The 24,961-nt window shown below is 42.4% G+C and carries 18 protein-coding genes and 2 pseudogenes; 2 read left to right on the top strand and 18 right to left on the bottom strand.

The features are described 5' to 3' along the window. Nucleotides 1-19: 19 nt before the first annotated feature. Both ACP26L_RS11125 and ACP26L_RS11120 read right to left on the bottom strand, forming a co-directional pair. A pseudogene (locus ACP26L_RS11125) lies at nucleotides 20-1,054 on the bottom strand (hypothetical protein). 105 nt (nucleotides 1,055-1,159) lie between these two features. Then, a pseudogene (locus ACP26L_RS11120) lies at nucleotides 1,160-1,611 on the bottom strand (carbohydrate ABC transporter permease); the annotation flags it as partial. 493 nt (nucleotides 1,612-2,104) lie between these two features. Here ACP26L_RS11120 and ACP26L_RS11115 point away from each other — a divergent pair. Next, complete coding sequence (locus ACP26L_RS11115) at nucleotides 2,105-2,425, top strand: hypothetical protein (protein ID WP_426452581.1); 321 nt, start codon at nucleotides 2,105-2,107, stop codon at nucleotides 2,423-2,425. Nucleotides 2,426-2,530: 105 nt separating this feature from the next. Further along, nucleotides 2,531-2,968 (top strand): ABC transporter permease, encoded by a 438-nt coding sequence (locus tag ACP26L_RS11110; protein ID WP_426452580.1) that lies wholly within the window; start codon nucleotides 2,531-2,533, stop codon nucleotides 2,966-2,968. 279 nt (nucleotides 2,969-3,247) lie between these two features. On the opposite strand, the gene ACP26L_RS11105 is transcribed toward ACP26L_RS11110, so the two are convergent. The 16 genes from ACP26L_RS11105 to ACP26L_RS11030 all read right to left on the bottom strand — a co-directional run bounded on the left by ACP26L_RS11105 (nucleotide 3,248) and on the right by ACP26L_RS11030 (nucleotide 24,555). Further along, nucleotides 3,248-7,408 (bottom strand): GH32 C-terminal domain-containing protein, encoded by a 4,161-nt coding sequence (locus tag ACP26L_RS11105; RefSeq protein WP_426452579.1) that lies wholly within the window; start codon nucleotides 7,406-7,408, stop codon nucleotides 3,248-3,250. 142 nt (nucleotides 7,409-7,550) lie between these two features. Next, entirely contained in the window at nucleotides 7,551-7,739 is a 189-nt protein-coding gene (locus ACP26L_RS11100) for a hypothetical protein (RefSeq protein ID WP_426452578.1), read from the bottom strand. Between the two features lie 29 nt (nucleotides 7,740-7,768). Then, a complete protein-coding gene (locus tag ACP26L_RS11095; RefSeq protein WP_426452577.1) occupies nucleotides 7,769-8,419 on the bottom strand; it encodes a methyl-accepting chemotaxis protein in 651 nt (216 codons plus the stop codon). Further along, a complete protein-coding gene (locus tag ACP26L_RS11090) occupies nucleotides 8,401-8,721 on the bottom strand; it encodes a hypothetical protein (RefSeq protein WP_426452576.1) in 321 nt (106 codons plus the stop codon). The genes ACP26L_RS11095 and ACP26L_RS11090 overlap by 19 nt, the downstream gene beginning before the upstream one ends. Before the next feature lie 156 nt (nucleotides 8,722-8,877). Next, nucleotides 8,878-9,855, bottom strand: a complete 978-nt coding sequence (locus tag ACP26L_RS11085; protein WP_426452575.1) for an ABC transporter permease — start codon at nucleotides 9,853-9,855, stop codon at nucleotides 8,878-8,880. After that, nucleotides 9,852-11,405, bottom strand: coding sequence for a sugar ABC transporter ATP-binding protein (locus ACP26L_RS11080; protein ID WP_426452574.1), 1,554 nt, complete (start codon nucleotides 11,403-11,405; stop codon nucleotides 9,852-9,854). The genes ACP26L_RS11085 and ACP26L_RS11080 overlap by 4 nt, the downstream gene beginning before the upstream one ends. Nucleotides 11,406-11,502: 97 nt before the next feature. Then, nucleotides 11,503-12,501, bottom strand: coding sequence for an ABC transporter substrate-binding protein (locus ACP26L_RS11075; protein ID WP_426452573.1), 999 nt, complete (start codon nucleotides 12,499-12,501; stop codon nucleotides 11,503-11,505). Between the two features lie 289 nt (nucleotides 12,502-12,790). Beyond that, the gene (locus ACP26L_RS11070; protein ID WP_426452572.1) at nucleotides 12,791-14,569 is read right to left on the bottom strand and encodes a sensor histidine kinase; all 1,779 of its coding nucleotides are present in this window, start codon (nucleotides 14,567-14,569) and stop codon (nucleotides 12,791-12,793) included. Between the two features lie 13 nt (nucleotides 14,570-14,582). Beyond that, nucleotides 14,583-16,190, bottom strand: a complete 1,608-nt coding sequence (locus tag ACP26L_RS11065; RefSeq protein WP_426452571.1) for a response regulator — start codon at nucleotides 16,188-16,190, stop codon at nucleotides 14,583-14,585. 13 nt (nucleotides 16,191-16,203) lie between these two features. Beyond that, nucleotides 16,204-17,211, bottom strand: a complete 1,008-nt coding sequence (locus ACP26L_RS11060; RefSeq protein ID WP_426452570.1) for a substrate-binding domain-containing protein — start codon at nucleotides 17,209-17,211, stop codon at nucleotides 16,204-16,206. A gap of 336 nt (nucleotides 17,212-17,547) precedes the next feature. Next, nucleotides 17,548-18,435 (bottom strand): ROK family protein, encoded by an 888-nt coding sequence (locus ACP26L_RS11055; RefSeq protein ID WP_426454902.1) that lies wholly within the window; start codon nucleotides 18,433-18,435, stop codon nucleotides 17,548-17,550. Nucleotides 18,436-18,517: 82 nt separating this feature from the next. After that, nucleotides 18,518-19,399: a phosphotransferase gene (locus ACP26L_RS11050; RefSeq protein WP_426452569.1), complete on the bottom strand. Its 882-nt coding sequence runs from the start codon at nucleotides 19,397-19,399 to the stop codon at nucleotides 18,518-18,520. An 80-nt stretch (nucleotides 19,400-19,479) separates the two neighbouring features. After that, on the bottom strand, nucleotides 19,480-20,970 hold the full coding sequence (locus ACP26L_RS11045) for a glycoside hydrolase family 32 protein (protein WP_426452568.1): 1,491 nt from the start codon (nucleotides 20,968-20,970) through the stop codon (nucleotides 19,480-19,482). A 78-nt stretch (nucleotides 20,971-21,048) separates the two neighbouring features. Next, a complete protein-coding gene (locus ACP26L_RS11040) occupies nucleotides 21,049-22,665 on the bottom strand; it encodes an ABC transporter substrate-binding protein (protein ID WP_426452567.1) in 1,617 nt (538 codons plus the stop codon). A gap of 58 nt (nucleotides 22,666-22,723) precedes the next feature. Next, nucleotides 22,724-23,605 (bottom strand): carbohydrate ABC transporter permease, encoded by an 882-nt coding sequence (locus ACP26L_RS11035; RefSeq protein ID WP_426452566.1) that lies wholly within the window; start codon nucleotides 23,603-23,605, stop codon nucleotides 22,724-22,726. A gap of 20 nt (nucleotides 23,606-23,625) precedes the next feature. Then, nucleotides 23,626-24,555, bottom strand: a complete 930-nt coding sequence (locus ACP26L_RS11030; RefSeq protein WP_426454900.1) for an ABC transporter permease — start codon at nucleotides 24,553-24,555, stop codon at nucleotides 23,626-23,628. Nucleotides 24,556-24,961: the final 406 nt, after the last annotated feature.

Raw genomic sequence — 24,961 nt, 5'->3', positions numbered from 1 at the left:
TCTCTCCCATTCCCTTTATTTATTGGGTCACGCTGCGGTCATACCCGGCCTGCTTGATCTTCAGCCACTCCTGCAGGCCAAGGCGGTCCAGTTCTTTCAAATAGGCCGCCCATTCCGCTTCCACTTTGCCGTTCTCGATCCACTCTGTACGCATACGGAGTGCCGTCCAGCGGCAGGTGCTTCAGCATGTTCGTCGATGGATCGAGCTCAAAAATGTTCTGCTGGGCGGTATCACCGTAAGTCCCCCAGTTATTCTGCACGGACTGGAGCGGATCGTACAGCTGATCCATCCACTTGGCCGTGGCCTCCAGGTTCTTGTTCTCCTTGGTGACCACCATCCGGCCCCGGTCAAAGCGCATCCCGTTCGTTCGGGTCACATTCTTCTCGCCCGACGGTCCCTTAAGGGCCGGCATCAGGTCGTACTTGTCATTCGCTCCTGTAATATTCACTTTATCCCAAGTGAAGTAGAGGCCGTATCGTTCCTCCTTGCCCTTGGCGAGATAAGTAATCCAGTCCTGAGTGAACGCTTCAATATCGATCAGGCCCTCCTGGTATAACTCATGAAGGAACTTTACCCCTTCCTTGAACCCGTTATCCGATGAGGTGAACAGAAACCTGCCGTCATCGCTGACCATCGTGTGGTCCCAGCCCCTTCTTGAAGCTCGGCATCTTTCTCAATGAGGCCGTCCAGCGGGATGATCGTCCCGTCCTTCGCCAGACGCAGCAGGTCATAGTCCCCCAGGCCCGCATCGAAGATGGCGTCCGGCAGGTCCCCGGTGGCCAGCGCCAGGTTCCTCTTCTCCGCGAACGTTTCGCTGGTATAGCTCTTCCACTCAATGTGAATCCCCGTCTTCTGCTCCATCCGCTGGAAGATCAGCTTCTGATTGGGATCCGCCGGAGCCAGCGGAGAGCTCTGTGTCATGAATTTCAGCGTCACAGCGGAATCGCTTCCCGTGCCTGCGGCATCCGCTGCCCCGGAGTCCTTGTCGCTGCAGCCCGTTACGGCCAGCATCGATGCCGCTGTAATCATCACTGCCTTGGTGAAGTGTTTCATATATACCCCTCCCTATAGTCGAACCTGAATCTCCTGAATCTCCTGATTCTCCTGAATCTCCTGAATCACCGCGCCCGCTTTCTGTCCATACGTATTATTCCCATCCTACTTTAAGGAACCGACCATAACCCCCTTCTCAAAGTACTTCTGGAAGAACGGATACATGATCAGCAGCGGAAGGCTGGAGATGACAATCGCCGCATATTTAATGATTTCGGATAACCGCTTCATCTCTGCCATCGCCAGCTGATCCCCGATCATGCCGGGAGCCACTTGATTCTGGATGAGGATGGACCGCAGCACGAGCTGCAGCGGATACAGCTTCGGGTTCTCGAGATAGATCATGGCGTCAAAGTACGAATTCCACTGACCGACAAAGGCGTACAAGGCGAGCACGAACATAATCGGCTTGGACAGCGGAAGGATAATCCAAACAGGAGCAGGTCGGAAGCCCCGTCCACCTTGGCCGCTTCATTCAGCTCTTTCGGAATGCCTTTGAAGAAGGTCCGGGCCAGAATAATATTCCATACATTGACGGCACCGGGAAGAATGACGGCACACTACACTCTAACGACACAAATTCACCTACATTAACGACACAAAAGTTCCAACATTACACTAGTACAACTGAATTTATTCTTTAGATGTAAAAAAAAAATCGCTTTTTAAGGCGATTTTAGAATATGCTTTGTTGATGATTTAAATAGTTTTTTATTTTAAACGTTTTTCTATTTGTTCCTTTGCGTAGTGGCTGCTTATCTAGTATATCAAAATCTTTTTTAACATATTTGGTTGTGGTGCAAAAAACTTCCCCCATGGTATTATTGGCTGAACTGAAAATGTGGGATGGGGTAAACTAATATGGAAACGATATCGAATTTGTTCAAATGGAAACATTATGAGGCGGAAAATTATTTTGTTAACCGTTAGATCCCTAAGGATAAGATTGATCCCAAATATTATGAATTAAGAAAGGGTCGATATGTCGTTGCTGAAGGGGAGGGGTATCGAACAGATAATAATTTCCTTACGTCCTATGGAGACAATGGCTTGGATGCTCTGCAATTCAAACTAACGGCCGGAAAGATCGACAAGGAGAAAATGAACCAAGAAAACGGCGTTATCGTTATACAAAAAGTAAGCACGACTACGGAAAGTGGAAAACAACTAATTATCGATCAAACCCGCTTTAAGGTTGGAGATCGCATCAAAATTCGATCAATTGACGGAGACCGAAAAGTTTACCAAACCGTGACAGTGGTCGGAATCGTTGATCAAGATTTGTTGTTGAAGGGGCATAATAGCAGTGAAATTATTTCAATTCATTACGACGCCGGAAGTTTATTCCAAGATTATGGGGATCGACCATAATCCAGAATCTTCATCCTTGCAAATCCGGATATATCGAACCAGCCTATAACAGACTATCTCAAATCGTTAAATGAAAAAGACGCCGGATTTAACTACAATGATCGAGTGGCGGAAGTCGCCCAAGCCAAAAACGACGCAATGACTTTCAGCATCTTGCTTTACGGTTTTATTGGTGTCATTGTGTTAATTGCTTTTGTGAACATTGTGAATACAGTAAGTACGAATCTCATTCTTCGTACGAAAGAGTTTGCAGTTCTAAAGGCTATCGGCATGACCCAGCATGAAGTGAGGAGAATGATTATTTTAGAAGGCATATTTTATGGTCTGCTTGCCGCCGTGATCGGGATTATCATTGGGACGGCTCTGGATTATGGCATACTTGATCTCTTCGCAGGTGCGTTGGATATAGCTTGGGTGATCCCGTGGTACAGTATCGGCATTGCTTTTGCAGGTTCGATTATTACTACGCTTGTCGCAACGCTTTGGCCGATGTACAGGTTAAATAAAGTAAATATCGTAGATGCTCTTCGTAGGGAAAATTAGAGTACACTAGCTGAAAAAGAGTCCATAATTATCGAAGCGAGAAGAAGCTCGGCTATAAAATAAGCTAACGGGGGACGAGTTCAATGAAACAGCGACAGTCTAGGACTTTATTTTCTCGTCCTTGGCTGTCGCTGTTTCAATTTCTAGGGTCAGTCTAATACTTATTTTATGAAGTCTCACGGTTTGGCGATTCGAATAGCCGCATGGAATAAAGACATCCAGTCTACTTTATTTTCTGCTGGCATCCATGCCCTGTTTCTGTTACAAAATCTTATCCATTTACTTCAATTTGAGGATTCTATACATGACAACGGCGATCTCAGCCCTAGTCGTATTTTCCAATGGGCGAATCCGTTTGTCGCTCCCTTCAACAATGCCCTTACCCAACATCGCATTGGCGCTGTCCACAGCATAATCGGAAATGTCTTGATAATCATCGAATGTATGGATATCAATTTTCGAGTCAAGGGCTCCTTTCTTGGTAATGTTCAGCGCCCTTGCCAGCATGACTATCATATCCTGTCTGGTAATCGCCTCTTTCGGAAGGAACTCATTATTGCCCATACCATCCGTAATCCCTAATTTCTTGGCAATGCCTATTTCCCTGTAATAATAGTCGCTCGACTTGACATCGTCAAAGTTAGAATCGGCATCAGCGGTTAATTCTAGTGTACGTACCAGCATAAGCATGAAATCCGCTCTAGTCACATTATTTTCCGGCAAGAACTTCGTTTCGGCAGCTCCTTGAATAATCCCCTTCGACGCCAATACTTCGATTTGCTTCTTCGCCCAAGGAAAGGAGTTAATATCTTGAAAAGTCTTATTGACATAAGCGACGGCATACTTACTGAAATGTGTTGTAGTAAAAATGACTTTGCCGGCCGATTGATCGTACTTACCGTTCGTCACAGGGATGATGGCCCCTGTAGGATCCAAGTACCATACTACCAGATGTTCAATGTTATTCAATTCTTCTTGAACAGGCTTGTAGTTGATCGAGAGTTTCACTGGTGCGGCATCATTATGCCAGGCAATTGTTTGGCCATCAACTAAAGCATTAATCTCTACAACTGGTCTTGAACCAATACTGTGGGCGGCTTCTGCCGGAATGGCGGCTTTATCGCTAGCTTTAAGTTGTAGAGTAACTTTACTTTGGCTGTTGATATTCATATTAGCCAGCATATTCCCAGGCACAACGATGGTTCCAAACTCATTCCGTATCTCCAACTGATGAGCTGCACTAATTGAATTCAGATACGAGACGGGAAGGTCGACAGCATACCCCTTGGCTCCGTCTAGCTTCTGCTGATCCAGTACAATGGTTTTTATACCATTCTCATCAGTCTTAGCTTTTTCCAAAGCATTTTTGATGGTTTCAGTAGAAATGTCAGCTTGTGCTACACTATCTTTCAAGGTTGATTTCAAGACGACTTTGTCGTTGAAATTTTGAGGCAACGTCGTTATTACCGGCGTTGTTACCGTTGATGTTGTCGGTGAATTATCCGACGATGAAGTTCTTCCATCCTCAAGAACGACTACCGTTGCAGATGTACGATATCCGTGATATTCGGCTGAAACTGTAGTAGTACCTGCCTTCAAACCAGTAAGCAATCCATGACTGTTAACAGCAACTACTCCTGGGTCAGCAGAAATGTATGCGGCAAGATCCGTGATATCTTCGTTACTACCATAGTCTTTATAATCGTAGACAGTCAGCTCTTTATTTACATAAACATTTTGATACACAGACTGATATACAGATGAGGTTTCCGGAATTAAGTTCAGCGAACGAACCGTCATTTGATGAGTGCCATTCCTTGATAATTGATATTTCGAGTTGTCCAATTGGATGTTCTTGATCGTTTCGTCTCTCCGGCTGCTTCTCATCTGATACAGCTTTAAAGAGTTCACTTGCAGACTTCCGTCCTTGGTATACAACTCAATGCCCTTGCTTCCCGGGTCTGGAAAGATCAGATCCGTAATGACTTTCTCTCCATCATTAGCGAACACTTCAACCGAAGACCAGTCCAAATAAATATGCAATTTGATTGTATCATTCTTCGGAACAAGAGGAGCTTCATTCCTGACAGGAAAGTCCGAGTGAAAGCCAATATTACCAGAATGAGTCCTATCAACAAAAACCTTCTGTTGAACTGCATCATAACCGATTAAGGTTTCCTCTGTTTCCGACTTCCGTACTTTAAACCCGAATTCCGTAGCATCGGTAAGGTTAAATTCCACTTCGATCTCCATCTTGTCTCCGTTTACAGAAGAGAGAACATTTACCCCTGGCTGGACTTGGAAGTTGCTCCAGTCCAGAATCGGCATCCGCAACTGATCCAAAGCATCAACAGGCGATTGGATCAACTGGAGTTGGCCGTTGACCGATTGGAGCTTAAGCTCACGAGGCAACGTCATGGCGCTACGCCAAGGCGATGTCGGGGTGTTACCCGCATATGCCCAGTTATTCATCCAACCGATCAAGATACGTTTGCCGCCAGGAGCATTGTTGTATGTAACAGCTGCGTAATTATCCTTCCCGTAATCAACCCAACGTGCGCGCTTCATGTTTGTTTCGATTAGATGGGTTGGCTGGGCAGGCTCGTCTGCCAATGTGAACTGGTCGGCATTAATGTGTCCCCAACCGCCGGTATTATGATCAGCAAGCTCAATGTTAGCGGTCTTTCCTTTAAACTGACTTACATCCCAGCTGGTCCAGTCCAACGTTTCATCGTCATTACCGGTGCTGTGTCGTACAACTTGCCCGTCTATCATCAATTTTGCGGAAACATCATTCGCTACGGGTTGAGAAGCCTCATCGGAGAACATAATTTGATCCACAAGAATATGTCCCCAACCACCCGAATTCTGGTCGACAATCTGAATGCTGGCAGTCTGTCCTGCGTAAGCATCTACATTCCAATGGATCCAGTTCAAGGTCTCGTTGTTTGAACCGGTAGCGGACTCTACAACCTTTCCATCTACGATCAGGTTAACACTGGTGGGCTGGACATCTGTTCCCCATGGATGGTTGCCGCCTCCAACGAGCAGGTTGATATAATGCTTGTTGATAGTGAACGATGGGGAGTTGATGGTTCCCATTGCACCGTCTCCGTCAAAGAAAGTATTCACTAACTGGGTTCCCACGAAGCTCCGGACTTCTCCCTGACCTGGAAGAGTGCCTTTGGCAGGCGCTTTATTAGCCAAATCCCCGGTGGCTTGCCACCCGTCCCCGAATGTAATACCTTCAAATTCTGCAAAGGTAGTGCCGGACGGGATGCTGAAGTTCTTCGTTGAACCCGGAACATAAGGGTGTTTGCCGCCTCCGACAAGAAAATTGATATAATTCTTGTCGATAACAAAGTCTGGTGAGATCAGTGTTCCTTTCGTTTCATCATGTCCATGGAAGCCGTTAATATAACCCGCCCCCATCCAGTTCATGACGAACTGCTGATCCGGCAACGTATCCGTAGCCGGAACATCACCGAAAGCGCTTCCCGAAACGGTCCATCCATCAAAATCGCCATTGTCAAAATTTCCGAGCGCTCTACCGACTGGGGGCGTGTACGGAGCGTCTTCGGAATCTGTAGCATCGGGTGTGAACGTTGTTCCGTCGAAGTTGCCAATGAAATATTGGGAACCCGAACCTCCTGCAACCCCACCGGGATTCAGATTAACGATAAGCACCCACTTTTGTTGATCCGGATGATTCGGATCCTGAAGCGGGAACAGATCCGGACACTCCCAAGCCCCGCCGATAGCACCTTGCTGACCAAAATCGCTCAAATGCGTCCAATTTTTCAGATCTGGGGAGCTATAGAAGGTTACTAGTCTCTTATCTGCAAGGACTGCGGCCATAATCCACTCCTGCTTTGCTTCATACCAGAATACCTTCGGATCGCGGAAAGCCTTCGAATTGATATCGAGCACCGGGTTGCCGGAGTACTTGATGAAGGTCCGACCATAGTCTGTGCTGTAGGCCAGTGCTTGTGATTGCTTGCCATCTGCGGTGCTTGTGTAGACCGCAACCATTGCAGGGCTATCTTTGGTTCCTAATCCGCTGGTGTTATTGAAATCAACAACAATACTGCCGGAGAATACATCTTCTTTCTCATCCTTGGGAATGGCAACACCGAGTTCAGTCCAGTGGACCAGGTCCTTACTAACCGCATGGCCCCAAGACAAGTTGCCGAATCCATTACCAAACGGGTTGTGTTGGTAAAAAAGGTGATACTCTCCCTTATAGTAGACAAGCCCATTCGGGTCGTTCATCCAATTTTTTGCGGGAGCATAGTGGAACTGAGGCCGGAACGTTTCCTTGTAAAGGCCTGTATCCGTTTCCGCATTACTTGCGAATGCGGATTCGGGAACGGTTGCTAATGCCGCATTGGATGCGATAAGCATCAGCGCCAAATATTGGGCAAGCTTCTTTTTGATCAATTGAGATACCCCTTTCATACCATAATCAAGATTTGTTTTGCATTACTGATAAATGGGATTGGAGTCCCCCCACTGTTTGAAGACGCTACCATTTTCCATTTCACCTCCCTTCGATAGTTTCCAACTCGAATTCGGTTACGTATTATAATTTGAATGCTTCGACTGTATCCTTCAATGTTTGTGCTATATTCGATAGTTCATTCGCAGAGGATGCTAATTCTTGCATGGATGCTGTTTGTTGTTCAGTAGATGTCGAAACTAAACTAATGGCATTCATATATTCCATAGTAATTTTAGAACTTTTATCCAACATCAATTTCATCTCTGCCATAAACGTATGTACGCTGTTAACAGATTTGGTCACTTCCGTCGATTCATTGGCAATAAGCTGTACCGCTTGAATCGAAGAAAGATTTCATCAGAAACGACTGTGAACGCTTTCCCGTTTGAACCTGATTGTGACGCAATGATCCCTGCATTAATCGATAATATTTTCGTCTTTTTGGCCATTTCTGATAAAACCCCATTTAATGAATGAATCTGTGACGACTTTTCTTCCAATTTTCGAATGATATTCACCGAATCAATCGTACGAAGAGAAGTATCGTCGATTCGTTCAATGGCTTCTTTAATCAATTGCGCTCCGCTCATTGCCTTTTCCAAACCAACCGAAGAAGCTGTCGATGCGGAATTCGTCTTTTCCAAAATCATATGTAATTGTTCAATAGCACTAGCAGCGGCAGTAACCGTATCCGTGATCAATTCATTCTGGATTTCGGTTCCGTTTACTACTTGTTGGAGACTTTCAGAAATTTCAGCAACAGCTTGTGCTGTTTGTTCTGAGGTTAATGTTAATATGCCGGAAGTATTTGCAACTGATTCCGAACTTCTTAGGATGTTATTTATCGTCGTTTTGAGATTGACCGCCATTTGATTTAAACTTACAGCCATTTGACCAAATTCATCTCTGCTTCGCACTGCAATGGTTTGGGTTAAATCACCGTGCGACATATGGAAAGCGAGATTGCTAGTGTGTTGTAATCTTCGGAATACATGATTTGTCCGTTGTTACGATAAGCGTAGGAGCCGTAATATTTCAAATAGCCCTTGTATTGGTAAGGCTCATACCATACTCCAACCCCAAATGTATCTGGATTGGTCGACAACAGGCCTTCGATAATTGAAAAAATATTGTCCTTTGATAAATTCATGCCTACATTCTCTATCGTTCTTGCCATACTTTCCGGAATCTTGCTGTGGGCTTTTAATATGAGTTGGATACTCCGAATATTCGAACTTAACTGATATTCCATTTTTTGCTTAACTTCGTTGTCAATGATATTCTTGGAGCTCGAATAACTCAACCATGACATGAAACTTAATGCGAGAAGTAGAAACGGCAATATCGTTAGGAGTATGCGTGTTCGTATATTCTTAATTCCAATTCTCATATCAAAAGCCCCAATTCATTAGTTTTGTATACGCAAGCGATCCAAGAGAACTGCAGCTACTATGACGGCTCCTTTAACAACAAGTTGCCAATAGTAGCTTACATCCAGTAATGTCAAACCGTTGCCGATAACTCCCATGATGAGCACACCGATAATCGTCGACTGAACTCTTCCGACACCGCCGGTTAGACTAGTTCCGCCAAGCACCACAGCCGCGATTGCATCAAGCTCGTAGCCGATTCCCGCTGTCGGCTGTCCGGAGAACAACCTGCCTGCAAGCACAACACCTGCTAATCCCGATAATAATCCGCTGATTGCGTATACTTTGATTAATGTATTCTCGACCTTAATACCTGTTAGACGCGCCGCTTCTTCATTGCCACCAATTGCAAATACATGTCTGCCAAACATCGTATACTTCAATATGATAAACATCACGATATACACGATGAGCATTATATATATCGGGGTCGGGATAGCAAGTATGGTTCCGGAACCAAAAAACTTAAAAAATCCTGAACTAAGTACAATTGGGAATCCACCGCTTATGACATAGGCGATCCCTCTCAAGTACGTAAAACTACCCAAGGTTACGATAAACGAAGGCAGTTTGGTCTTTGCTGTAAAATATCCGTTGATTGCTCCAGCCAGATAACCAACAGCAACTCCGGCAAGCATGGCGACTAGCGGATTGACTCCATGCGTTGAAAGCATAACGGATATTACTCCCGATAATGCAACCGTAGATCCGACAGATAGATCGATGCCGCCGGTTAAAATAACAATTGTCATTCCAGCTGCGAGAATCGCAATAATGGATACCTGCTTCAAAACATTAATGATGTTACTAACTTCCGAGAAGTTAGGAGCTACAAAGGATAAAATGATGGACATCACGACCAAAACAATTAGCATGCCTAAATTATTCCAAATCATTTTCAAATTCAAACTTGTGTTTTTTTCGCTTGACTTCATCGATTGAGCTCCGGTATTCATCTTATCTCCCCCGTGGCATAGAACATAATCTTTTCCTGAGTAGCTTCTTTCCGTTCCAAATCGGCTTTAATTCGACCTTCATGCATGACCAAGATACGGTCACTCACACCCAATATTTCCGGAAGCTCTGATGAAATCATCAGTACAGCCAAACCGTTTTTCGCCAACTTGCAAATGAGTTTATGTATCTCCGTTTTGGCGCCAATATCAACGCCTCGAGTAGGTTCATCAAGTAAAAGCACTTTAGGTTTTATGGATAGCCATCGAGCGATAAGCGCCTTCTGTTGGTTCCCTCCGCTAAGGCTTACAATTTTCTGTTCCTTATTAGCCGTTTTGATTCCAAGTTCTTGAATGTACCGTTCAGCCTCCTGATCAATGTCGTTCCAGTTCAACAAAGCTGCCTTGCGGAATTTTTGCATTTCAGCCATGAGGATATTCTCTTTAACAGACATATTCAAAAACAAGCCTTGTTCTTTGCGGCTTTCCGGGACATGGGCAATACCCTGCCTTATTGCATCTATCGGGGAATGAATATTCACTTTCTTCCCGTCTATCCAGATTTCTCCTGATGCCAGAGGGGATAAACCGAAAATAGCCCGAACCAATTCGGTTCTGCCTGCGCCCACAAGGCCTGCCAGTCCGACAATTTCACCTGAATGGACTTTTAGCGAAATGTCCTTTACTCTTTTGTAGTCCGAAACGCCCTTCAACTCTAAAACAGGGTGTTTATCTTTAATCGAAAGCGTATGATTTACAGTTTTTTGAAATAAATCGTTCAATTCCCGGCCGACCATCGTTTTTACAAGCAATTCCGGATTCGTTTCCTCGATAGGGCAGGAATGGATCCATTGACCGTCCCGAAGTACCGTACACCGGTCTGATATTTTAAAAATTTCATCCATACGATGAGATATATAGACAATGGCTACGCCTTGCTTCCTCAAGTCATCAATAATAAGAAACAGCTTGTCAATTTCCTTGTCGGTCAGTGAGGCTGTCGGTTCATCCATGATAAGAATTTCGGACTTGAAAGATAAAGCTCTTGCGATTTCTACCATCTGCTGCTGGGCAACGCTTAACGTCGAGACTTTCGTCTTAGCGTCTAAATTAGATCCAATCGAATTCAATATTACTTGTGATCTGTTGTATACTTCATCCCATTTGACCATTCCTATTTTATTCTTAGGAAATTTAGTTCCCATCAGGATGTTCTCGCCTATTGTCAGGTTCGGTGAAAGATGTAATTCCTGATGAATAACGCTGATGCCATTCTCTCTCGCTTCCATAGGATTGTACCAGGATACGGGTTTACCTTTATATATGATTGTTCCAGACTCCGGCCGATAAACACCGGCCATGATTTTCATAAGGGTGGACTTGCCCGCGCCATTCTCGCCCATAAGCGCATGAACTTCTCCGCTTTTCAGCTCAATTTGCACGTCTTTCAAAACCGTTACCCCTGAAAAACTTTTCGAAATGCCCTTCATTTGCAAAACCGTGGTTGGTTCATTGGGGCTGCTTATCCTCTTTTCTTTCAGTACGGCCTCCACGTGTTTTCACTCCTATGATTTGAATTAGCACGAGGTACTCCAGCCGAAAGCTGAAGTACCGCATTACTATCAAAAACTCCTTGTGCAACGTTATTTTTTACCAACCTTTATAGCTGGCAACGTTTTCTTGGGTGATCAAATCAACCGGAACTTTAATCAGAGATTCGACCTTCTCACCTTTCATAATGCTGAATCCAACCTCAACTGCCTTTTGAATCATATCGAAAGGATGCTGCGCCGAACTTGCTGCAAAACTTTTCTTTTCATTCAGAGCTGTCACCGCATCAGGTGCGCCGTCTACACCAACGATAAACAATTCTTTATCACGACCGGCTTGCTCGGCAGCAATTTTTGCTCCTACGCCTGAAGGATCATTGATAGCGAATACGGCATCGATAGTCCCTTTACCATTTGCCTGCAACATATTTTCCATCATCGTAAGCGATGTTTCACGGTTACCATTGCCATTTTGCTTAGCCACTACTTTAATTCCCGAACCTTTGATAGCTTCTTCGAAGCCAGCAATCCGGTCCGTTACTGCAGATACTGGAGGTCCATCCAAAACCGCTACATTTCCTTTACCATTCAAACGCTTCACTACATATTCTCCAGCTAATTTGCCCGCGAGGAAATTGTCGGATGTGACCACGGAATTCACTCCACCGTCCGCACCTACATCAACAGCGATAATCGGAATCCCTGCCGCTTTTGCTTGCGTTACAGCACCGGCAACCCCTTTGGAATCTACCGCGTTTACTAAAATCATGCTAACTTTCTTAGTAATGAAATCTTCAATTTGCGAAGTTTGTTTGGCCAAGTCGCCGTCTGCACTTACTGTGATGACTTCCGCATTGTGCTTTTTAGCCGCATCAGCCGCACCTTTGGACATGGCTACGAAAAAAGGATTGCTTAAGTTTTGTACAGTTAAACCAATCACTACTTTTTTATCATTTTTAGCCGCATCTGCAGGCTTTTCATTTGCTTTTGTGGCTTCAGGAGCTTTTGTCTCAGCAGCTGTTTGAGACGTATTCGTTGAGCATGCTGATAATGCCACTAAGAAAATAGATAGAACAATAAACATTAGACCCTTTTTCATTTAAAATTTGCCTCCTAATTGAATTGTTCTTTAAAGAGTTGTTGTACTGCCGCAAAGTATGTGCTGCGACACCGGGTCACGCATCTTTCTTTTTTATCACCTCTCCTACGGTCTTTTTCGTAAATACAACGCCCCAGCACAGTCTCAATCATACCTTCGATCAACGCGAATATTAATAGAAAAACATATTGCAATTGTTGAGTAATCTCTACTACATCGTACAAAAAAAAAATTGAAATAAAAAAACCAGCAAAGCAGACGCTAGTTTTTTCGTTTCATTATATTTCTTCTATTCTATAATAGGCAGCCAAATATTAACGGTTGTGCCTTGCCCCAATTCACTCTCATAATGAAGCCCATATTGTTCCCCATAATAAATCTTGATTCTTTGATTTACATTTTGCACACCGATTCCATTCCCTTGCTTTGACGAACGCTTGTATTGATAAACGTCCTGGATCTCCTCCGGAGACATTCCAATTCCATTATCGATAACCTGAAGAAGAATACTGTCCCCTCTTCTGATTCCCGTAATTTGAACAATACCTACACTATCTTTATTTCTTAATCCATGATAAATGGAGTTTTCCACCAGAGGTTGCAAAATAATTTTGATTACTTTGTACGACAAGATGCTCTTGTCAACGTTGATTTCAAAATCCAATTTAGATTTATATCTCATTTTTTGGATTGTTAAATAGTTTTCAATATGCTCGATTTCGTTTGAAATAGTAATGAATTCTTGTCCTTTACTGATACTTATCCGGAATAACTTGGCTAAAGATGCTGCCATTAGGACGACTTCGTTCGATTTTTTACTCTCTGCCATCCATATAATCGAATCCAAGGTATTGTAAAGGAAATGAGGGTTTATCTGAGCTTGCAGCGCCTGCAACTCACTCTTTCTTTTTAACTCCTGCTCCCTCGCATTTTGCCGCATCAGTTCTTTAATTTCTATCGTCATTCGATTAAATCGCTTGCTTAAATGCCCGATTTCGTTAGAACTTTCAATATCGACCTGAGTGTCAAAATTCCCCCTCTCTACCTCTTTCATCGAACTTTCGAGATGTTTAATTGGCCTTGAAATGCGAGAGGAGAGAATAAAGGAAAGCAGAACTGCAATCAGAAGAAATCCTATCCCGCCAACAAAGGCGTACATTTGCAGCTCATGCTTATTGGAAACCAATTCATCCACATAGGTTACCCCTACAATCTTCCAACCAGTGCTTTGCGATGTTTTAATTGTATACATCCGACTATTTTTCCCCTCTGAAGTCACAAAGCTGCTCCCAGGGGTTTGCATCACTTGAGATATCAGTTCTTTTTTTTGATTCGCGCTTATTAGCTGCTGATCCGGGTGGTAAACAATGCTTCCGTTTGCATCCAAAATGAACACATATCCTTTATTTCCAAGCTTAATCTTATTACAAATGTCGTTAATAACACTGTAGTTCAAATCAACAAGTAGAACGCCAAGCTTTTCACCGCCGACATCGCTATTCAGTTCACGACTCAAGGATATCACCGAAGTGTAATCGTTAAGAATCATATTTTGAACATGTGAAGAAGAAATGACAACCTTCCCCTTCGCTTCGATTGCTTTCTTATACCAGCTTTGTTCTATCGGATCTACTTCAGGATTGATCTGAATATTGTCATTGTAAGGAATGATTTTCCCGTTAGTGCCAAATATAAGAACCGACGAAATATCCTTTCTTGTATTCAATACAGTATTCAATTGAAACGATATTTTCTGTCTCAAATCCTCCTTACCGCTTGCACCAAGGTATACCTGCTTCAAGAGGTACTCTTTGATGTCATAATTGGAAAGAACCATTTGCGAAATATTTTCCATATAGTTGATATAGCTGTCAATGTTAGAACTAACCTGTCCCATGAGCTGGTACGTATAGTCGCGAGAATTCTTTTTTACAGCCTCTGTGGTAAGGTGATAAGACATCCATGCAATAACGGTAATCGTAGCTACAATTAAACATGAAAAAGCAAACGCTATGTTTGATTGTATACTTTTGAAACGAAAAAAATGAATCAGTCGATTCCCTACCATTTACACGTCCCCTTCACAACATTTTGCGATATACGGTAGGAGTCATACCCGTTGTTTTTTTGAAAATCAGGTCAAAGTAATGAGGGTCCGTATAGCCGACACGATCAGCGATTTCGTAAATCTTCAAATCCGTACATTTCAGAAATTCCTTCGCCTTCTCTACACGAATGCGAGTCAGATAACTTTTGAATGTTTCTCCCGTGTGCTTTTTGAAAATTAAGCTAAGATAACTTGTACTGAGAACCAGATATTTACAAACCATATCCATGGATATGGTCGCATCCGAATAATGCATTTTAATAAACTCTTCCGCTTTGATAGCTTGCATCTTGCACAAATTGATTCTTGTTTCTGTGATGATATCAGTGATACGCGTGCAGTATACTTTTAACCAATCTTCAACTTCATCCAGTGTTTTTAATGCATAGATTTCGGTTAACGGTCTTTCGTGAATGCTTCCACGATGCCCGTCACGAATCTCAAGCTCGTCCAAAGCATCAATAATCGAGACAATGATTTGCTGTATATGAATATAACAGCGGTCCATGGTCAAATAGGAATCCTTTATATTTTTCATAATATTTTCAACGATGGCTTCAATCTCCTGTTTCGTTCCGGACTTCAAACAGTTGATGAGCTTTCTTTCCCAGAACTTATCATAAGGTATGTGTTCTTCCGTTCTTCCTTCAATATCGCTTATATGAATGATTTGATTTTTTCCCAAAAAGAAGCGATAATCAAGTGCAGCTAAAGCCTTTTTATGAGAATGATGAATGTGATGCAGAGAATTGCATATCGACCCTACACCAATAGAAACAGTAAACTTCAGATACTCTTTAACAGACTGGCTAATATTTTCAAGAATACTTACCGCTTCTACTTGCAACACCTCCGCATGATCACCGCAAAGTACCGCAATTGTCTTTTCATTATTACTTTGGAAAACGATTCCTTTCACTTGCTTCGTTATAATTTCTCCACTGATATTACACACTGCAAAATAAAGCAATTCTGTCTCGCTTTCGGGATAAAATCTTTGCAACTCTCCGTGATCATCCACATCAATCACAGCAACTAAATAAAGACTTCCCGATAAATTGAAATCCAAGTAGGCAAGCTTCTCCTCAAGCTTACCTCCCCGCAAATTACCTGAAACCAACTGATTCAAAAACCTTTCTCTCAAGAGAGGCATACTCTCTATCAGCTGTTGTTTAAGCTTGCTTAAATCTTCCACTTTGCGATTCTCTTCATCCAGATCCGCTTTTACTTTAGAGAGGATTTGTTGCAATTCACCAATCGTATTCGGCTTTAAAATATAATCATGCACCTTTAGCTTTACTGCTTGTTGAGCGTATTCAAACTCATCGTATCCCGTGAGAATAATGATTTTGATACGAGGATGATGTTCAAATAGATGCCGTGATACTGCCAAGCCATCCATGAAGGGCATATTGATATCAGTTAAAACGACATCAGGTTGAAGCTGTTCCAAGGCTTGGATCACCTCGCGACCGTTTTCAAAGTCGCCAACAAGATCAAATCCCAGTTCCTTCCAATTAAGGCTATTCCGAATTCCCACCCTTACGTTGTCTTCATCATCCGCGATTACAATCTTATACATAAATCCTCCGCTTTTACCATCCTTTATAGCTATCCACATTATCTTGAGTGATCAAGTCAACTGGCATTTTAATTAAGGGCTCTACATTTTCGCCTTTCAAAACTTTAAAACCTACATCCATTGCCAATTTAATCATTTCAAAAGGATACTGTGCCGAACTTGCGGCAAAGCTTTTCTTTTCTTTTATCGCATTAACGGCATCCGGTGCACCGTCAACCCCAACGATAAACATTTCTTTGTCACGGCCTTCTTGTTCAATTGCAATTTTAGCCCCAACTCCAGAAGGATCATTAGTGGCAAATACAGCGTTAATTTTACCTTTTCCGTTAGCTTGTAAAATGGTTTCCATCGTGGCAAGCGATGTTTCGCGGTTACCGTCCCCATTTTGTTTAGTAATGACCCTAATTCCAGGAGCAGATTGAATCGCTTCTTCAAATCCGGAGATACGATCCGTTACCGCAGATACAGGCGGACCATCGAGGATAACAATATTACCACTGCCTTTCAATCTCTTAACCATATATTCCCCGGCTAATTTTCCAGCAAGATAGTTATCCGACGTCACAACAGTGTTCACACCTCCATCCGCTCCTACATCAACTGCTATGACCGGGATACCAGCCGCTTTTGCTTGGCTGACTGCACCGGCTATACCTTTGGAGTCTACAGCATTGAGAAGAATCACACTTACTTTTCTTGAAACAAAATCCTCGATTTGAGCAATTTGTTTAGCCAAATCCCCTTCTGCGCTTTGTATAATTACTTCGGCACCGTGCAGCATCGCGCCTGCGGTAGCTCCTTTGGACATCGCAACAAAGAAAGGATTACTTAAATTTTGCAAAGTAAGCCCTACCACGATTGTTTTTCCTTTTTTATTCGGAACTGTTTTTTCTGCAGGCAATGGCGCAACTGCTGCTTCAGGTGTTGTTGAAGGCTCCGTTAAATTTCCTGATGAGCATGCGGTAAGCCCAACCATAAGAAATGCAACGAACATAAATAGTAGTCCTATTTTTCTTTTCATATAAAACGATCCCCCGGGAACAACCTTTATTTGCTCATGAGAAAAAACTTGCATCCTTTCACGTACATCTAACCAGCCACAAGAACACCAATGTTTCTTCTTAGGGTGAACAGCTTTTTCTATAAAAGAATGTAGTTACGCTTGTTGCCTGATTCAGATTAATTGTGATTAGAGTCAGCATTAATTTCCAAGTATACGGGGACTTTTATTGTATTTAGGGGAATTTACTTATTGTTCCAAACTTTCCACGTGAGCAATTGAAATAACTCCACAACCGATAAATCCAAGTTTCTTTACCATGTCTCCTCCTAATTTTGAAATTCATTGCTTAATTAACTATAATGATTTTTGGCTTTTCAAACTTTCTACGCCTAGAGCAAGCGCCCCACACAAGCCTGCATTATCCCCTAACACTGGAGCAACAATATAGCTATTAATATCGTCGAATAAAGCTGTATCACTGATATAACCGTTCAAATTTTGCTGAACATAGGAGCGGATCAAAGGGAAAAGCTGCTCTTGATGCATAACTCCTCCACCTAAAATAATCTTTTTCGGTGATAGCATCAAAATGGTTGTACTTACCGATTGCGCGATATAGAAAGCTTCAAGTTCCCAGGCTGGATGAGTAGCGTCAAGCTCATTTCCTTTCATGTGCCAGCGCCGTTCGATCGCCGGTCCAGCAGCCATCCCTTCCAAACAATCCTTGTGATAAGGACATATACCTTCAAAGTTGTCCTCCCCGTGACGTCTAACCAAGATGTGTCCGCCTTCTGGATGTACAAGACCATGAACCAATTGTCCCTCAATATATACGCCTAGACCAATACCAGTGCCAATAGTATAATAAACACAACTATCCAAACCTTGTGCCGCCCCCCATTTAGCTTCACCGAACGCAGCAGCATTTACATCAGTGTCCCAACCGAATGGGACATTAAAAGTTTGCTTCAATACTCCTAGGAAATCGTAATTGCTCCATCCTGGTTTAGGCGTCGTAGTAATATAGCCATAAAAAGGACTTTTGGGATCAACATTAATGGGTCCAAATGTCCCGATACCGATAGCTCTAACATTTTTATCTGAAAAATAAGTAATTACGTTCTTTATCGTTTCCTCAGGATGTTCTGTTGGAAAACTAATTCGATCCTCAATGAATCCCGTTTCATTACCGATACCACAAACGAATTTAGTTCCACCAGCTTCAATAGCTCCAATACGCATCATATGAATTCCACCTACTCTTCTAATAGTATTCTATCGATTGTTTCTCAGAGGATTAACTTAGGTTGGGAAGGTTAAACCATTATAATTGATAAATGCCTTGTTCAATACGCTGAACGCAATATTCAGCGAACTTGTAATAATCAAAGTCATGGTGATTTTCACCTTTCGTAAGTCCGCTATAAAACAACCCCCACGCAACCTCTCGAACCATTGATACGAATTTCATATCTTGAAAAATGTGTAATGTATCTTCCTCGAAATATCCGAAATATAACTTCAACCACTCACGTTCATCTTTTTCACTGAATTGGTTTGTAAGCGGGATGAGCGTCAATTCAAAGAAGACATCCCCCATCCCCGATAACTCCCAATCAATAATTTGTAATTGCTTATTCTTCGTATAGATCATATTGCATAAGAAGGAGTCATTGTGACAGAATTTGTTGTTATATTTCTTGTCATTACTACGTTCATGCGCGATTTTCTCTACCCGATTCAAAATTTGGGTTAATCCATCCGGATACTTGACTTGAAACTGATCTGCCCCTTTTAAATATCCATGAATTAAATCATATGGAGTACATATTCTAGCTTGACCATCCATACGATGTATTCGTTTAAGACGATCCATTATCATGCTTTTGATATGATCGTCTTTCAAATCATTCTTCTCAAGCAGTCGACCTTCAATAAATTCAGTGACTACAAATTTTTCCGGATTATGACAGTAAATAACCTTTGGACCAAATCCTTCACGATTTATCGTATGCATCACGTCTACTTCTGAACAACGTGTAAGATTTAAATATTCGTTTTGCCTGCTATTGATGCGTAGAACATATGTACTTTGTTTGGTATGAACCTTATAGGTTCGGTTGCAAAGCCCACCTCCAAGAATTTCAAAACTTAAGAGTTCATGGTTTAGTTCCGGTACTTCATGAATAATTTCCTCAACTTTCATGTTCAATAGGATCCCCCCCCCCCCCCCCGCTTCGGACAAGTTGACAAACAAAAAGGCCGCATGTTGCAGCCTTTATTTCATTAAATGCCATAAATGCCATGAATAGAGTTCAATGAGTAAATAACAAGTGACTCTACTTTTGCCTCGCCACCAATGACAAACATATCCATGTCCGTACTCGATGGCGCAGGGAAAATCTGATCGGTTATGACACACTCACCATCATTTACAAACACTTCTATTGAGGAATGATCAACAAAAATCTGTAATTTCAATTTTCCATTCGGAGAATGCGCTTGTACTTCATGCATGCACGGAAATTCACCATGGAAATCGGACTCACCTGAATTGCTACGGTCAACAAAAAATTTTCCGGTAACTTTGTTGTAACCCACAACCGTTTCCTCCGAATCTGACATCCGCAGCTTGAAACCAAACTCCGTCGACGAGGCCAGGTCTACCTCGCAAATTAATTCGAATATGTCACCTTTAATTCCCGATAGAATATTTTTTCCTGGAACAACGGCAATGTTTTTATATGTCGTAGATCTTTGCCGCAACTTTTCCAGTTCGACCACAGGCTTCTGCATGAGCCGGATTCCAGATGCGTTTTCCCTTAATGATAAAACTCTCGGAATAGTCATGGCACTTCTCCAGGTTTCAGTCGGCGTATGATTCGCATACTTCCAATTGCTCATCCAGCCAATGAACAGCTTTTCTTGGTTACTCAGGTTAATATCCGACCAAGTTACTCCGGCATAATTGTCTCGGCCATGATCAAGCCATAACACGGTTTCAGGTCCTGAATCATTAACGAATGAATATCCGTCAAAGCTTCCAGTAAAGTATTGAGTCCTCGAACCTTCAGTGAACTTAGGATTATCTCCAATGCTTACAATTAGTACCCACTTGGTTTGCTTTAAATCTCCATTAACTGGAAGCTCGATGAGATCTGGACACTCCCATACACCATCATGAGAGCCATCGAGGCTGCCGAACTCACTTCCAAATGACCAATCTTTCAAATTGGCTGATGTATAAATATGAACCCGGTCCCCCGCCGCAAGCACCATAACCCACTGCTGCTTCGGCTCGTACCAGAATACTTTTGGATCGCGAAAATCAATGATTTCTTCGCTGTACAGAACAGGATTTCCATCGTACATCGTCCATGTTCTGCCTTTGTCTAAACTGTAAGCTAAACTCTGTCGCTGTCTGGGGCGATCCGAATTGGGATATTGGTCCGCATGGGTGAATATGGCCACCAGACCCGCTTTACCGGCGAAAAAACCGCTGGAATCCTTCCAGTCAACGACTGCACTTCCTGAAAAGATATATCCATTATGATCCGGTGCCAATGCAATCGGGCGGTGCTCCCAGTGAATGAGATCCGTACTGATCGCATGCCCCCAGTGCATCGGCCCCCAAGTCGTCCCATTCGGATGATGCTGATAAAACAAATGATACTCGCCTTCAAAGTAAACCATACCGTTAGGGTCGTTCATCCACTTTGACGGTGGGGTAAAATGAAATTGCGGTCGGTATTTTTCCGTATAAGTGATCGTTGACATTTCTTCCTCATCCCTCCGTATATAAAGTTCAGAGCATGACCTCATATCGATTTTGCTCCGGCCCTCTATGGTCATCTGTTATTTCTTCATGCTTCTGTCGTAACCGTCTTGTTTAATTTTCAACCATTCCTTCAGACCAAGGCGATCCAGTTCTTTTAAATAGGTCGGCCATTGTTCTTCAACTTTGCCGTTTTCAGTCCATTCCGATCTCATTCTATTGATATAAGGGAACAAATCGGCTTCGATTCGAGTAATTTTACTTAGTTCATCCACAGAAAAGAAGACGTTTGGATAATTGTTTTTTGCTTTCATGTCCGGAACCATGATTTTTTTCAAGATATCCAGTCTCCAAGCAGCATCGTCCGGCTTTGTTGTAACGGTTCCGTAATAGCTGTCCAATATAGCCAACGGTCCATCAACCGAAGTTTTCTGTCTTAATTCTACTGGTGCAGCTCCCTGCAGCGGCAGATGTTTCAGCATCTTCTTCGTTTCATCGAACTCAAAAATATTTTGTTGCGTTGTATCTCCGTACGTCCCCCAGTTGTTTTGAACCGATTGCAGCGGATCATACAGCTGGTCCGCCCATTTCGCCGTAGCTTCCAGGTTTTTGTTGATTTTCGTAATCACCATGCCCCGGCCTCTACTGAAGCCAACCCCGTTCGTTCTTGTGACGTTTTTCTGACCGTCCGGGCCTTTCAGTGCAGGCATGACGTCGTATTTGTCATTCATGCCCGTAATATTTCCTTTATCCCACGTAAAGTATAAACCGTAGCGATTCTCTTTTCCTTTGGCGAGAAACGTATTGAAATCCTGCGAAGGAGCCTCTATATCTAAGAGTCCGTTTTTATACAAATCATTCAAATATTTAATGCCCTCTTTGTATCCGTTTTCCGATGCCGTGAAAATCACTTTGCCGTCATCGCTGACGACTAGATGGTCGTTGTTATCCCCTAAACCGAAGGAGCCGAACAAGAATGTCAAGTCTTCGGCACCGGTCTTTCCATCTGGACCTGGTTTGCTAATGAAAGACATAGGAATGGTTTTTCCGTTGCCAGCAGGGTCATTTTGCTTGAAAGCGAGAAGTACTTGTTTCAATTCTTCGGTTGTGGTCGGCATTTTGAGTCCTAATTTATTGAGCCATTCTACGTTGATCCAAGGCAAATCGTCGACTGCCTGAATCGCTTCTTTGCCAGCCCCTAATTCCTCAATCCAAGGTAAGGAATAAATATGCCCATCCGGAGCGGTGATCATCGCTTTATACTGCGGCGCTTTCTCCAGCACTTTTTTAAAGTTAGGCATATATTTATCGATCAAATCTTCTAGTGGGATAATAGTACCGTCTTTCGCTAACTGCAGGATGTCATTGTCTGTAAAATCCGGGCGAAAGATCGCGTCTGGAAGCTCGCCAGTAGCGATAGCTAAGTTTCTTTTTTCAACAAATGTATCTCCTGAAACCAGGGTCTTCCATTCAATATGAACACCTGTTTTTTCTTCTAAACGCTTGAAAATCAGCTTCTCATTGGGATCTGCAGGGGCAAGCGGCGAGCTTTGGGTCATCATAGTCAATGTCACTTTTCCAGTCTTGGCGGATGAGGTGCCGGCAGGTGTGGCATCATTGTTGTTTGCTTCTGTACATCCAGATAAGAGCAAAATTGTTGCAAGAGACACAATCATAGCTTTTGCGGTGCGTTTCATGATTAAAGACCTCCTAATGATAGATAATATAGTCTTTTCTATATGTGCAGCCTGTTCACTATTTTAATGAACCTACCATGACACCTTTTTCGAAATACTTCTGGAAGAATGGATACATAACGATGAGTGGAAGACTAGAGATCACAATAGATGAATATTTGATCATTTCGGAAAGCCGCTTCAGCTCAGCAAGCGCTAATCGGTCGCCAATCGAACCCGGAGGCAATTGGTTTTGAATTAGAATGGATCGCAGTACTAACTGCAAAGGGAACAACTTAGGATTATCCAAATAAACGAGAGCATCGAAATAGGAATTCCATTGCCCAACAAAAGCGTAGAGAGCTAACACGAACACGATAGGCTTGGAGAGCGGCAATACAATTCTAAAAAAGGTAAGCAGTTCGGAAGCTCCGTCGACTCTGGCCGCCTCTTTTAATTCTTTAGGAATACCATTAAAGAAAGTTCTTGCTAAAATGATGTTATAAACATTCACTGCTCCGGGAACAATGATGGCCCACGGGGTATTTAGCATTCCCAAATTTTTCACGACTAAATAAGTCGGAATCAATCCTCCGCTGAAAAACATCGTGATCACAAAAAGCGTCATGAAGAAATTTTTCCCCACAAAACTGCTGGTAGATAGCGGATAAGCGGCAAATACACACACGGCAACTGTAATCGCAGAAAATCCAACGGAGTAAAGCATCGCATTGACAAATCCCCTAAGCATTCCATCATTAACTAATATTTTCCTGTAGCCTTCGAGTGTGTACTTGGAAAAATCGAAGGTTATACCTTTGTTCAGTAGTTCGGTCGGATCCATGAAGGAAGCAACAACAATATAGATCAAAGGAAACAAAACGATCAAAACAAATAGTGCTAATAAGATATAATTCACGCCTAATATAACGCGGTCTAATAGACTGTGCTTGAAATTCATACGACGGCTCCTTTATATGCTTAGTAGATGCCTTCACCTTCGTTTAATTTTTTTACAATGAAATTAACCAGTATCAGTAAGATCAGATTGATGACAGAGTTAAAAAGACCAACCGCTGATGAATAGGCATAATCCCCTCGCTGCAAGCCCACTTTGTACACATACGTTGGCAGGATTTCAGACGTAGGTAAATTCATTGGGGTTTGCAATAAGAAAGCTTTCTCAAATCCAATCGACATAAGCCCTCCCGCAGCCAAGATAAATACAATCGCGATGGTAGGTTTGATCGTTGGCAGGTCGATATGACGGATCCTTTGCAAGATACCTGCTCCATCAAGCGTCGCAGCGTTGTGCAGTTCTGGGTCTACACTTGCTAGTGCAGCCACAAAAACGATCGATGCCCACCCGGCTGTCTGCCAAATCCCGCTCAATATATAAATCCACCGGAAATATGCAGGATCCGTCAAAAACATAACCGGCTTCCCTGTAACTGCAGTGATTACGACATTTAATGGACCTGTCGGGGATAAGAAGATAAATACCATCCCGATAACGACTACAACAGAAATAAAATTAGGCGCGTATAGAATAAGCTGAATGTTTTTCTTAATTACAGCACCTCGTAATTGATTGAGCATTAAGGCTAAAATGATTGGAATTGGAAAGCCTAGTATAAGACCAAACAAACTTAGCTTGAATGTATTCATAAAAATGATCGTAAAATTCGGCGATGTTAAAAAATCAGCGAAATGTTTAAAACCAACCCAGTCACTTCCTAGAATTCCTTTACTTGGTCTAAAATCCTTAAAAGCAATGATTGCCCCATACATAGGCACATACTTAAAAATAATAGTAAGTATAAAGGCTGGTGCTATAAGCAAATATAGAAAGTAATTTTTCTTTATAAACTCTAGTTTGCTAAAGAGAGCAGCCTTTTTTTTCTTTCGCACATTATTTTCATTGTCCAATTTCACTACTTGTTCCAAGTTATAACCTCCTGTGTCTTCTAATTAAATGAATATTACATTTGCACATTTATTAACCCCTGCCCAGTCCCGAGAAAGTGCTTACATTTTGTCTTGTTTACAATTTACACCCTGTAATCACTTAAGTCAACACAATTTTGTAAAGCAAAAAAAGTTTTTTTGCCCACAAAAAAAATATTCATTTTGTTACTTCATACTTTTTTCTTGTTAATTTATACTATTTATATCAAAATATTCGCAAAATTAGTTTCATAGTGTACATTTACAAAAAAAAAATTACACATAAAAACATTCATTTTGCACATTATTATTCATTCATTTGTCTACACTACCTTTCTTTGTGTCCGCACCAAATCAAGATTACAAATGC

The sequence above is a fragment of the Paenibacillus sp. S-38 genome, assembly GCF_049942825.1.
Lineage (GTDB): Bacteria > Bacillota > Bacilli > Paenibacillales > NBRC-103111 > Paenibacillus_G.
Note: the sequence above shows the minus strand (reverse complement) of the source record. Positions and strands in the feature narration are given on the sequence as shown.